Annotated in this window: 10 protein-coding genes; 6 read left to right on the plus strand and 4 right to left on the minus strand. The window is 34.3% G+C overall.

Annotation, left to right across the window (positions count from 1 at the left end; genetic code table 11):
- Positions 1 to 4: 4 nt before the first annotated feature.
- Together B3L86_RS03010 and B3L86_RS03015 are read right to left on the minus strand one after the other, a co-directional pair.
- On the minus strand, positions 5 to 892 hold the full coding sequence (locus tag B3L86_RS03010; protein ID WP_291114892.1) for a DMT family transporter: 888 nt from the start codon (positions 890 to 892) through the stop codon (positions 5 to 7).
- On the minus strand, positions 885 to 1,241 hold the full coding sequence (locus B3L86_RS03015; protein ID WP_291114894.1) for an arsenate reductase family protein: 357 nt from the start codon (positions 1,239 to 1,241) through the stop codon (positions 885 to 887). The genes B3L86_RS03010 and B3L86_RS03015 overlap by 8 nt, the downstream gene beginning before the upstream one ends.
- Before the next feature lie 139 nt (positions 1,242 to 1,380).
- On the opposite strand from B3L86_RS03015, the gene B3L86_RS03020 reads away from it, so the two are divergent.
- Positions 1,381 to 2,526, plus strand: a complete 1,146-nt coding sequence (locus B3L86_RS03020; RefSeq protein ID WP_291114896.1) for a cystathionine gamma-synthase — start codon at positions 1,381 to 1,383, stop codon at positions 2,524 to 2,526.
- A gap of 2 nt (positions 2,527 to 2,528) precedes the next feature.
- On the opposite strand, the gene B3L86_RS03025 is transcribed toward B3L86_RS03020, so the two are convergent.
- Positions 2,529 to 3,281: a THC0290_0291 family protein gene (locus B3L86_RS03025; RefSeq protein WP_291114898.1), complete on the minus strand. Its 753-nt coding sequence runs from the start codon at positions 3,279 to 3,281 to the stop codon at positions 2,529 to 2,531.
- Positions 3,282 to 3,554: 273 nt separating this feature from the next.
- Here B3L86_RS03025 and gdhA point away from each other — a divergent pair, with 273 nt between their 5' ends.
- From gdhA to B3L86_RS03050, 5 genes are all read left to right on the plus strand, one after another.
- Complete coding sequence (gene gdhA / locus B3L86_RS03030; RefSeq protein ID WP_291115091.1) at positions 3,555 to 4,898, plus strand: NADP-specific glutamate dehydrogenase; 1,344 nt, start codon at positions 3,555 to 3,557, stop codon at positions 4,896 to 4,898.
- Between the two features lie 115 nt (positions 4,899 to 5,013).
- Positions 5,014 to 7,314: a T9SS type A sorting domain-containing protein gene (locus B3L86_RS03035; RefSeq protein ID WP_291114899.1), complete on the plus strand. Its 2,301-nt coding sequence runs from the start codon at positions 5,014 to 5,016 to the stop codon at positions 7,312 to 7,314.
- 27 nt (positions 7,315 to 7,341) lie between these two features.
- Complete coding sequence (gene recO, locus B3L86_RS03040) at positions 7,342 to 8,058, plus strand: DNA repair protein RecO (protein ID WP_291114901.1); 717 nt, start codon at positions 7,342 to 7,344, stop codon at positions 8,056 to 8,058.
- 94 nt (positions 8,059 to 8,152) lie between these two features.
- Positions 8,153 to 11,554, plus strand: a complete 3,402-nt coding sequence (ileS, locus tag B3L86_RS03045) for an isoleucine--tRNA ligase (RefSeq protein ID WP_291114903.1) — start codon at positions 8,153 to 8,155, stop codon at positions 11,552 to 11,554.
- Positions 11,555 to 11,561: 7 nt separating this feature from the next.
- Entirely contained in the window at positions 11,562 to 11,942 is a 381-nt protein-coding gene (locus B3L86_RS03050; protein ID WP_188361441.1) for a TraR/DksA family transcriptional regulator, read from the plus strand.
- A 63-nt stretch (positions 11,943 to 12,005) separates the two neighbouring features.
- Here the strand turns inward: B3L86_RS03050 and B3L86_RS03055 are convergent, their stop codons facing one another.
- Positions 12,006 to 13,250 (minus strand): LVIVD repeat-containing protein, encoded by a 1,245-nt coding sequence (locus B3L86_RS03055; RefSeq protein WP_291114905.1) that lies wholly within the window; start codon positions 13,248 to 13,250, stop codon positions 12,006 to 12,008.
- Positions 13,251 to 13,320: the final 70 nt, after the last annotated feature.

The following is a 13,320-nucleotide window of genomic DNA, read 5'->3' on the forward strand; positions in this document are numbered from 1 at the left end:
CTGATTATTGAACATTCTTCTTTTGTGTTACTAAATATACTCCCGTGAATATTAAAATTGCCGAACCTATTTTCACCCAACTCAAATCGTCTTTTCCTAAACTGATGGCAAAGATGGTGGCAAATAACGGTTGAAGGTAGATAAAAACTGCCACTGTAGTAGGTTTTAATTCTCGCATGGAAACCAAGTTCAATAAATAGGTTAAGAAGGTTGAAAAAACAACTACAAAACCTATTTTCCAATAAATACCTGTTGGAATGAGGTTCCAATTTACAGCATCAAATTCGTTCCATCCAAATGGTAAAACCATTATGAATCCAAATGTATAAATCCATTTTACAAATGTAAAAGCATTGTATTTATCCATTAATTTTTTAACGATGATGAGGTAAAAACCGTATGATATTGCATTGATAAATACTAGTAAGTTCCCCAACATTTCGTTAGGAGCATTGATCATTGATTTGCCGTAAAGAATAAGCGAAACGGTTCCTGCTAAACCTAAAAAGATACCGAATACTTTTCTTTTTAACATCCGTTCTTTCATGATTATGGCTGAAAGAATTAAAACAATAATGGGGGTAGTAACCATTAGAACTGCCCCCATGATGGGTGAAGTATAACTCAAACCTTTGAAAAAGGTGAGCATATTTAAGGCCACACCAAAAAAAGCGGCAGCAATAATTCTGGGAAAATCAGATGTTGCTATTTTTTCTTTCGGACCAAAAAAAGAAACCATCCAAAATAGTAAAACCGAACCACCAACACGAAGAACTATGAAGCCAAAAGGTTCAATAAATTCTGGCATCACGTCTTTAGCAATGGTAAAAGTAACCCCATAAATAATGGAGACCAATGTGGCCGCCATTAACGCCCAATGTCTTTTACTCATTTGCTAAAAAATCAATAGCGGCTTGAACGGTTTTGGGACTGTTTCCAACGAAAATAGATTTATCAATCACAATTACCGGGCGATTTAAAAAGGTGTAGTGTTCTAAAATGTATCTTTTGAAATCGGATTCGTTGAGTTTTTCATCTTTCAAACCCATTTCTTTATACAATTTAGCTCTTTTACTGAAAAGGACTTCGTAATTTCCGGTTAGTTGATGAAGTTCGTCTAACTGTTTAACGGTTATTGATTCTTCCTTAATATCTTGAAAAATAAAATCATTCGTATTTGGAAGTGATTTGATGATTCTTTTGCACGTATCACAGGTTTTGAGGTAGTATATTTTTTTCATTGTTATTCAATTTAAATGCAAAGAAAAATCATTTAAACTATACTATTTCAATTTAAAATAGAAAATGTTTCGTTAATCTTTAGCATTCCAATTTAATTAGAAATTTCAACTTACTATCTTTGCATAAAATAGTAAGCAAATGAAATTCAATACAAAAGTTATCCATGGTGGTCAACATCATGATCCTTCAACAGGAGCCGTAATGCCTCCGGTTTACAATACATCAACTTTTGCTCAAAAAAGTCCAGGTGTGCCAATCAATCACTATGAATACAGTAGAGCAGCAAATCCAACACGTCAAGCACTTGAAGATGCTTTGGCAAGTATTGAAAATGGAGTAAGAGGGTTAGCCTTTGCTTCTGGTTTAGCGGCAACAGATTCCGTTTTAAAATTACTGAAGCCAGGTGATGAGGTTATTGCGATGGATGATTTATACGGAGGAACCTACAGAATGTTTACCCGAATTTATCAGGATTTTGGCATCAAATTCCATTTTGTAGATATGAATGATTTGGTAGCTTTTCAAGCATTAATCAATGAAAACACAAAGTTGGTTTGGGTTGAAACACCAACCAATCCTTTGATGAAATTAGCAGATATTGCAGCAATTGCAAAAATTACTAACGAGAGAAAAATTTTATTTGCAGTTGATAACACGTTTGCAACACCTTATCTTCAAAAACCTTTGGACTTAGGAGCGGATATTGTAATGCACTCTGCTACAAAATATTTAGGGGGTCATTCGGATGTGATTGCCGGAGCTTTAATTGTAAAAGATGTTGAATTGGGTGAAAAATTACATTTCGCACAATTTGCAACAGGAGGAACTTTAGGTCCACAAGACAGTTATATGGTTTTGCGTGGCATTAAAACACTTCATTTGAGAGTGCAAAGACATTGTGAAAACGGAATGAAAGTAGCCGAATTTTTAAGTAATCACCCTGAAGTAGAAAAGGTTTTTTATCCTGGTTTACCGGACCATCCGTTTCATGAAATTGCTAAGAAACAAATGTTAGGTGGTTTTGGAGGAATGGTTTCTTTTACATTTAAATCGGGTAAAAAAGAAGATTCCATTTCGTTTTTAGAAAAGTTGAAAGTATTTACTCTTGCTGAATCATTAGGAGGAGTAGAATCTTTGGCGAATCATCCGGCTTTAATGACACATGCTTCAATTCCGGCAGAAAAACGAAAAGAAATTGGCATTACAGACGATTTAGTTCGCTTGAGCGTAGGTGTAGAAGATATTGATGATTTGCTTGCAGATATCGAACAAGCGTTCAGATAATTTTAGTTGAAGTAATAAACATATCCAAAGGTCAATGCAAAAGAATAGTCATTGGCCTTATTTTCTTTATATTTACTTTTATCTGGATTTAATCCGTCAACCCAATCAGACATATAGTATTGCCATCTGGTTTCCGCAATTATGGCGTGATAATCAGATAGCTTATATCGAGCCCCCATGCTTGCCGAAAAGGAAACAACAGAGCCTGTGTCATTTCTGAACCCATCTATATATTTTTCAGGAGTTGTAAGAGGTGTTCCTAATGGCCCTAAAGTAGACCATGCTTTTGAAGTGAAATTATTATATTGTGATCCTAGACTTATGTAAGGGGAAAAATCAGCACGAGTATAATCGTCTGTTTTGAAAGGATAATATTCAATTTGAAACCCTAAGCTAGCTGTTTGAGTTGATCCCCTCATGGCTCTTAATTGCTGTGCAAATAAAGAAGTTTTATTTGGGTCAACATATTTTCCATAGTGTTGTAATTCGCTTTTCATATATGAAGCCTCTAAACGTAATTTTAAATTTTCACGAATATTTGGATAATTTTCTATGAATGATAAATAATAGAAAAGACCAACTGTAACACCGTTGTTCTTGATTAAATTGTCCAAATCACCTCTTTCACCATAATCCGATTGAAAAAGAACAGGACCTGCCATGACACCAATCTCTTGATAGGTTCTATTGAACTGAGCAATACCATTGCTAATTACCAGTAAAAAAGGCAATAATAAAGTAAGTCTTTTTGACATGAAAGTAAATTCTACAGCTAAAACTGTGACAAATATAGAAAAACAAAATACATATTTTAAAAATATTATAAATTAAACAAATAGTAATAAGATTTTAATTTAAAATACTAAAAGATTAAAAAGAACTTCTTATTTCTATAATTATTCCGAAATAATTAAAAAAACAATAATTCGATTGAAGAATAAAAAAAAACCAATTCTATATTTTAGATAAAATGTATATTTGTGTCATCAAACGAAAACGTTTTCATAAACGTTAATAATCTAAAAATCATGGCAGAAAGTATTCACTCTTTTGTTGAAGCAGTAGCTAAAAAGAATCCTAATGAGCCTGAATTTATGCAGGCTGTAAAAGAAGTTGCAGAAACTGTAATTCCTTTTATTGAAAAAAATACAAAATATCAGAACAAAATGCTTCTGGAAAGAATGGTAGAGCCTGAACGCGTAATCATCTTCAGAGTAACATGGTTAGATGATGCTGGAAAAACTCAGGTAAATCGTGGTTATAGAATCCAAATGAATTCTGCAATTGGACCTTACAAAGGAGGAATTCGTTTTCACCCTTCTGTTAACTTAAGTATTTTGAAATTCTTAGCTTTTGAACAAACTTTCAAAAACAGCTTAACCACTTTGCCAATGGGCGGTGGAAAAGGAGGTTCAGATTTTGATCCAAAAGGAAAATCAGATAATGAAATCATGAAATTCTGTCAAAGTTTTATGACAGAGCTTTCTAAACATATTGGTGCAGATACCGATGTCCCAGCAGGTGATATTGGTGTTGGAGGAAGAGAAGTTGGTTATATGTTTGGACAATACAAAAGATTAAGAAATGAATTTACGGGAGTTTTAACCGGTAAAGGCATATCTTTTGGAGGTTCGTTAATTCGTCCTGAAGCAACAGGATACGGCAATGTTTACTTTGCTCAAAGTATGTTAAAAACTAAAGGCGAAAGTTTTTCAGGTAAAATTGTAACCGTTTCAGGTTCTGGAAATGTGGCTCAATATGCTTGTGAAAAAGCGACTGAACTTGGTGGTAAAGTAGTGACTCTTTCAGATTCTTCAGGGTATATTTATGATGCTGACGGAATTGATGCAGAAAGATTGGCTCACGTTATGCACATTAAAAATGAGTTGCGTGCTAGAATTAGCGAGTATGTAAAAAAATATCCAAACGCAAAATTTGTGGAAGGAAAACGTCCTTGGGAAGTAAAATGTGATATCGCTCTTCCGTGTGCAACTCAAAATGAGTTAAATGAAGAAGAAGCAAAAGCATTGGTTGCTAATGGTTGTATGTGTGTTTCTGAAGGAGCAAATATGCCTTCTACACCAGAAGCGATTGAAGTATTTCAACATGCTAAAATTCTTTTTGCACCAGGAAAAGCTTCCAATGCGGGTGGTGTTGCAACTTCTGGACTTGAAATGTCGCAAAACTCTTTGCGTTTAAGCTGGACTTCAGAAGAAGTGGATGAACGTTTGAAAAGAATTATGTTAGATATTCATGCGTCATGCGTTAAATTCGGTTCAGATCAATCAGGTTATGTTGATTATGTAAAAGGAGCAAATATTGCAGGTTTCGTTAAAGTTGCCGATGCTATGTTAGCTCAAGGGGTTGTATAAAATTTATTCCGAATAATAGAATAGCCGTCCAATTTGGGCGGCTTTTTTTTATTAAATCATATTAAATTCAATATAATTTCGTTTTGTTCTATATTTGCTTTTGTTAATTCGATTTATGAAAAAGACAGTATTCGTATTCTTAGTTATTCTTTTTTCGATTTCATTTTATTCCCAAAATAATTCACTTTGGAAAGGGTATTTTTCTTTTTCAGAAGTTACTCAGTTGTCTCAATCGCCAACCAAATTTTTTGCAGCCAATGAGAATTCTCTGTTTTCAAAAAACATGAGCACAAATGAATTGAAAACCTACACCACAGTTGATGGTTTATCTGGCTTAACAATAACAGCACAATTTTATAGTGCTTCTTCCAATAGCATTTTTTTAGGTTATGAAAATGGTTTAATCAATATTATTGACGAATCAGACAAAAGCGTAAGACAAGTTGTTGACATTATTAACAAAGGCGGAATTGCTCCAAATTTGAAACGAATCAATAGTTTTTATGAATTTGACAACAAATTATACATTTCATGTCAATTTGGAATTGTTGTCTATAATACGATTACAAAATTATTTGGAGACACTTATATTATTGGTCCTAGCGGTCAACAATTAAATGTTTTACAAACTACAGTCGTTGGAAATACAATTTACGCAAATACTCAGTTTAATGGAATTTTTAGAGCTGACTTGGCCAACCCCAACCTTATCGATTTTAATAATTGGCAAGTTTTTGATGCTGGATTTTGGAGAATTATTTCAACACTCAATAATGAATTAGTAGCTTTAAATTCAAATGCCAGAATTTATCAATATAATGGGTCTACATTTATTGAAAGACTTAATTTAAATGTGACCGGATTGGATTTTAAAGTGATAAACAATCAAATTGCTACTTGCACTGCAACAACAGCCTTTGTTTTAAATGAAAATTTTGGACTAGATTTTCAGCTTTCAACAACTCAAATTCCTGATTTTGATGATGAGTTTACATCAGTAACCATTGTTAGCGGGAATTTAATTATTGGCACAAAAGAATCAGGGGTATTAACTGTAAATCTTACTAACCCTATAGATGTAAATTTTGTACTACCTAGCGGTCCGGCTAGAAATAATATTTTTTCAATACAAACCGCACCTTCCGGTAATTTTCTTTGGGCTGTTTACGGAGATTATTCCGAAGCCTATAATCCTTACCCATTAGATTCCTATGGTGTTAGTAAATTTGATGAATCCGGATGGCTAAATATTCCTTATGAAGATTTGCAAGAAGCAAAATCTATAGTAAGAGTTGCGATTAATCCGAGTAATGAAAATCAAGTTTTTTTCAGTTCCTATTTTTCAGGTGTTCTGAAATTTGAAAATGACCAACTTACCGAGTTATATAATAATACAACTCCAAACGGCCCTGAATCGCTTGTCGTGGCCGGAAGTCCAAATTATGTTGATATCCGCATGAATGGTTCCGGATTTGACAGAACCGGAAATTTGTGGGTTACCAATTCCTTTGTCAATAACGCCATGAAAGTTTTAAGACCCAACAATCAATGGCAATCTTATTCGATTGAAAATACGGCCAATACCGCACTAACATTAAGTTATGGAAGATTGACAATTGATAAAAATGGCACCAAATGGTTTGTTTCAAACAGAGAAGGTGTTTTTGCTTTTAATGAAACTTCAACCCCACAATTTAAAAAAGTGACTACCGAAAATAATTTAGGTTATCCTTATACAGACACAAGAGCTATTGCTATTGACAACCGAAATCAAGTCTGGATTGGGTCTGTTGGTGGCTTGCGAATTTTGTCTAGCGTAGATCGTTTTTTTAGTAATGACGAATTAATATCACGACCAATCATTTTTGTAGAAGATGGTTTAGCACAAGAACTTTTAGCCGATACATTTATTACAGATATTGTTGTGGATGGATCAAATAATAAATGGATTGGAACTGCTGATGCCGGTGTTTTTCTTTTATCACCAAACGGTCAACAAACGCTTCAACGTTTTACCTCTTCAAATTCTCCTTTGCCAAGCAATTTCATTAATGATATAGACATTAACGGAAAAACCGGAGAAGTTTTTTTTGCAACAAATAAAGGAATGGTTTCATTTAGAGGTACAGCTACAAAAGCAAATGATAATTTAAATAATGTTGTGGTTTATCCCAATCCGGTAAGACCCGGTTTTGCAGGAACAGTCAAAATAACCGGATTAGTGGATAAAGCCAATGTGAAAATTACCGATATTTCAGGAAATTTGGTTTTTGAAAAAATTGCAGAAGGCGGAACCATGGAGTGGGATACCACCGCATTTGGAAAATATAAAGTAGCCTCAGGTGTTTATATGATTTTTATTTCTGCAGATCAAGGATTAGAAACCAAAGTAAAAAAAGTAATGATAATTCGATAATTACAATTCAAAGAAAGCTATTTTAAAATGCAAGTTAAAACCAAAGCAATTGTAATTTCGGCTCTAAAATACCAAGAGCGAAGTTTAATTGTAAAATGTTTTACCGCATCTGATGGCTTGAAAAGTTATTTTGTAGCCAATGCTTTTTCCAACAAAAAAAACCAACAAAAAGCGGGTTATTTCCAGCCATTAACTTTGCTTGAAATTGAAGCTACTCACAAAAACAAAGGCACATTAGAATATTTTAAAGAAATTCGAATGAGCCATGTTTATCAAACCATCTCTTCAGATGTTGTAAAAAGTACTATCGTCATGTTTCTCTCCGAAGTGTTGCACCACAGTATTCACGAAGAAGAAAAAAACGAAAATTTATTTCAGTTTTTAGAAGCGGCCCTACTTTGGCTTGACACTCATGATCATATCGCAAATTTTCATTTGTATATTTTGATAGAAATGACAAAATATTTTGGCTTCTATCCCGATAATGTTGATGATGATTTGGATTTTTTTGATAGCAGAGAAGGTGTTTTTTCCACTTTTCAAGGGATTAATTGTCTTTCAAAACAGGAAACCGATCTGTTTAAAAAAGCCATTGCCTTAAAATTAGAAACCACTCAAAATGTTTTTTCGGTTAATGAACGTCAATTGCTTTTAAAAATTTTGGTTGATTATTATGCTTTGCATCTTGATGGTTTTAAAAAACCCAAATCAATTGAAGTTTTCAAAGCAATTTTTTCAAATTAAAGCGAGTAGATTCTTTTCTAACTTTTTGCTAATCCTTTTGCCTTTTTACTTATAATCACTACTTTCGCAAATTGATTTTTTTATCTGCACTATCATGAGTACAAAATTTACTGAATATAAGAGTCTTGACCTGCCAACAGTTGCTTCAGAAATCCTTGATTTTTGGAAAAAAGAAGGCGTTTTTACCAAAAGTGTAACCACTCGAGAAAATCAACCGCCGTATGTGTTTTTCGAAGGACCGCCATCTGCAAATGGATTGCCGGGAATTCACCACGTAATGGCAAGAACCATTAAAGATATTTTTTGTAGATATAAAACCCAAAAGGGATTTCAAGTGAAACGAAAAGCCGGATGGGATACGCACGGATTGCCGGTTGAATTGGGTACTGAAAAAGAATTAGGCATTACAAAAGAAGATATTGGCGTAAAAATTACCGTTGAAGAATACAACGAAGCCTGTAAACGAACAGTGATGCGTTATACAGACGTTTGGAATGATCTTACTGAAAAAATGGGTTATTGGGTAGATATGGAAGATCCGTATGTAACCTATAAATCCAAATACATGGAGTCGGTTTGGTGGTTGTTAAAACAGATTTATGACAAAAACTTGTTGTATAAAGGCTACACAATTCAGCCGTATTCACCAAAAGCCGGAACGGGATTGTCTTCTCATGAAGTTAACCAACCGGGGAGTTACCGCGATGTAACCGATACAACTGTAGTTGCACAATTTAAAACCAAACCCGAAACCTTACCCAATTTTTTACAAGGATTTGGCGATGTTCATATTTTGGCTTGGACAACAACTCCTTGGACGTTGCCAAGTAATACCGCTTTAACCGTTGGGTCAAAGATTGATTATGTTTTAATCAAAACTTTTAATCAATATACATTTGAACCAATACAAGTTGTTTTAGCTAAAAATTTGGTCGGAAAGCAGTTTGCCGGAAAATATTTTATTACAGAAAACGATACGGATTTTACAAATTATAAAGCTGACGATAAAAAAATACCCTATCAAATTATAACGGAATGTAAAGGTGCAGATTTAGTAGGTATTCGCTACGAGCAATTATTGCCTTTAGCTTTGCCTTACCTAAATCCTGAAAATGCTTTTAGAGTAATAACCGGTGATTTCGTAACAACAGAAGACGGAACAGGTGTGGTTCACACAGCTCCAACTTTTGGTGCAGATGATGCTAAAGTGGCCAAAGAAGCAATTCCCGAAGTACCACCCATGTTAGTTTTAGATGAGAATGGAACTCCTGTACCTTTAGTTGATTTACAAGGTAGATTCATCAACGGATTGGGTGAAATGTCAGGGAAATATGTGAAGAACGAATATTATAACGATGGCGAAGCTCCCGAACGCTCGGTTGATGTTGACATTGCCATTCGTTTGAAAGAAGAAAACAAAGCATTTAAAGTTGAAAAATACGTTCACAGTTATCCGCATTGTTGGCGAACAGACAAACCGATTTTATATTATCCTTTGGATTCTTGGTTTATCAAAGTTACTGACGTTAAAGAACGAATGTTCGACTTAAACGATACCATCAACTGGAAACCAAAAGCAACCGGAGAAGGGCGTTTTGGAAACTGGTTAAAAAATGCCAATGATTGGAATTTGTCCCGTTCAAGATATTGGGGAATTCCATTGCCAATTTGGCGAACAGAAGATAAAACAGAAGAAATTTGCATAGGTTCTGTTGAAGAACTTTACAGTGAAATAGAAAAATCAATTACTGCGGGAATTCAAAAAGAGCATCCTTTCAAGGCTTTTGAAGTTGGAAATATGGAAGAAACCAATTATGATTTGGTTGATTTACATAAAAATGTTGTTGACGCAATCGTACTGGTTTCACCATCGGGCCAACCCATGAAACGAGAAACCGATTTGATTGATGTTTGGTTTGACAGTGGAGCGATGCCTTATGCTCAATGGCATTATCCATTTGAAAATAAAAATTTAATTGACAACAACGAAGCTTTCCCGGCTGATTTTATTGCGGAAGGTGTTGATCAAACCAGAGGTTGGTTTTATACGCTTCACGCCATTGGAACGTTAGTTTTTGATAAAATTGCTTATAAAAATGTGGTTTCCAACGGATTGGTGTTAGACAAAAACGGACAAAAAATGTCAAAACGATTGGGCAACGCCATCGATCCATTTAAGGCATTAGAAGAATATGGTCCGGATGCTACACGTTGGTATATGATTGCAAACGCAAATCCGTGGGACAATTTAAAATTTGACATTGAAGGAGTAGCAGAAGTACGACGCAAATTCTTTGGAACACTTTATAATACCTACTCGTTCTTTGCGTTGTATGCCAATATAGATGAGTTCAACTATTCTGAAGCTGATATTCCTCTGGAAGAGAGACCGGAAATTGACCGATGGATTTTATCAGAATTACATACGTTGATAAAAAATGTAGAAAGTTATTATGAAGATTATGAGCCAACCAAAGCCGCTCGTGATATTTCTGAGTTTGTACAAGAGAATTTAAGTAACTGGTATGTGCGTCTTTGCAGAAGACGTTTTTGGAAAGGTGACTATGGGACAGATAAAATTGCAGCCTATCAAACACTTTACACCTGTTTGGTTACCGTTTCAAAATTAGCGGCTCCAATCGCTCCTTTCTTTATGGACAGGCTTTACAAAGATTTAACACAAGCAACACGTTCAGAAAATTTTGACAGCATACATTTGGCTGATTTTCCAAAGTATGTTGAAAAATATGTTGATAAATCATTGGAGAGCAAAATGATGAAAGCTCAAACGGTTTCTTCGTTGGTTTTATCGTTGCGAAAGAAAGAAATGATTAAGGTACGTCAACCGTTGCAAAAGGTTATGATTCCTATACTTGACGCAAAACAACGTGTTGAAATTGAAGCCATTTCAGACCTGATAAAAGCCGAAGTAAACGTTAAAGAAATTGAATTATTAGACGATGCTTCCGGGGTTTTAGTCAAACAAATTAAGCCTAATTTTAAGGCTTTAGGCCCACGTTTTGGAAAAGATATGGGGCTGGTTTCCAAAGCGATACAAGAATTTAATCAAGAGCAGATTAATGAATTAGACCGCAACGGAAGTTTGGATATTGAAATTAGCGGAAAAAGTATAACTTTAGCATTGGATGATGTAGAGATTTCCTCTCAAGATATTCCCGGATTATTAGTTGCAAATGCTAACGGAATTACAGTTGCTTTAGACATTACAATTACCGATGAATTAAGAAAAGAAGGAATAGCAAGAGAATTGGTAAATAGAATCCAAAACCTTCGTAAAGACAGCGGATTTGAAGTAACCGATAAAATAAAAGTACAATTGCAAAATAATGAAACATTAGAAGCAGCAATTGAGGCGAATATAGAATATGTTAAATCAGAAACACTAACATCAGATTTAGTTTTTGAAAGCGAAATCAAAAACGGTACAGAAATTGAGTTTGATGCTATTATAACAAAAATATTAATTTCAAAATAATAAGAATATGACAGATGAAGTAGTACGATACTCTGACACCGACTTGGCTGAGTTCAAAGAAATTATCTTAAAAAAAATTGAGAAAGCTCAAAATGATTTAGAATTAATCAAAAGTGCCTATATGAACGATTTGAATAATGGAACTGATGATACATCACCCACATTCAAAGCTTTTGAAGAAGGCAGCGAAACCATGTCTAAAGAAGCCAACTCTCAATTAGCAATTCGTCAGGAAAAATTTATCCGCGACTTAAAAAATGCCCTTTTCAGAGTAGAAAACAAAACTTATGGAGTTTGCAAAGTTACAGGCAAATTAATTTCTAAGGAACGCTTAAAATTAGTGCCGCATGCTACTATGAGTATTGAAGCAAAAAATTTACAGCGGTAACAACTTTACATAACTAAAAAAGCTCCAATTTGGAGCTTTTTTTATGTTTGATATGTAATTACATTAAAAATTCACAACGCTCAATTGTTGCAATGTGAAGTTTGGACCATAGTTGTATTGAATTATTTTATTCATTCCCACAGCAATTAAATGCGAATCCAAAGGAATAACATCGGTTACTATATCGGCATACGTGTTCTCTAAACTTAGAGCATTACCATTTGTAGCATTAAAAACTTTTAAACCACCATTTTTACAACACACATATAAGGTGTTGTTTCTGTGGCCTAAGCCATAAGGTTGTGCAATTAAATAGGTAGAAAGTAATGTTGGATTAGCAATGTTAGAAATATCAATTACATTGATTTGATCTTCAATGGCTCCACAAGTAGTACCACCTCTAACAGTAATATAAGCTGTATTTTCATGAACTACCACCGGGTCACAAGCCGTAGCATGCGAAAAACCGGAAACATAATAGGGGTTAAATTCATCAGTAGCGTTAAATACAAACATTCCGTTTGTGGCTCCAACAAACAAATAGTTTTTTTGTTTGAACAAGGTTTCAAATTGGCCACCACCAAACCATTCCGTCATGTAAATAGGACTCACATAAACCGGTTGTAATGGGTTTGAAATATTGATTACATTCAAATGAAACGGTTCAATCACATACAACGCATTGTTGTTTATTTGAAACCGAGCATACGATCCACCAACACCAACAATACCTCCGGCACCTTGTGCTCCTTCAAAAGCGTCATTCGCAAAATTCAAATGCATGCCGGTTGGTCTTTTTTTGGTTTCTAAATGATAGCCCACAATGATTTCATTAGCATTTGGCATTACTGTATAATCGTAAAACTCTGCTTCGTCAGGGAAAATGGGATAAAAAGAAAATACATTTTGCAAGGTGTTAATTACTGTAATGTTTTGTATGGAAGAAATGTCAAAAGTCACCAAATCAACAAAATTATCAGCATATAAATGGTTTCCTTTAACGGCAATGTCATGAACTCCTTCTAAAGCAATAAATGCAATATTTTGCGGACTTGCCGGATTTTGATTGTCAAAAATATGAATACCCTCCTCTTGAGCGATGTAAAAAAGGTAATTTTGACTCACATATATTTTACCGTCAGAATTGGTTTCTCGTGCTCCAGTTACTGATATTCCGGACCGAATGGCATCCAAACTTTTTACAATTGGAACAGCAAAAACAGCTGTTTCGTTGGAACCATCATCTGAAGTACAGCCTAAAAAAGGCAAAATCAGCATAAAACAGAAAAAAAAGCGAATAGTTTTCATAGCAAAAAAACGTTTATTTAATGGCTATTCAAATGTAAATACTTTTTTTTACATAATTAACTACAATTGA

The sequence above is a fragment of the Flavobacterium sp. UBA6135 genome (genome assembly GCF_002428305.1).
Lineage (GTDB): Bacteria > Bacteroidota > Bacteroidia > Flavobacteriales > Flavobacteriaceae > Flavobacterium.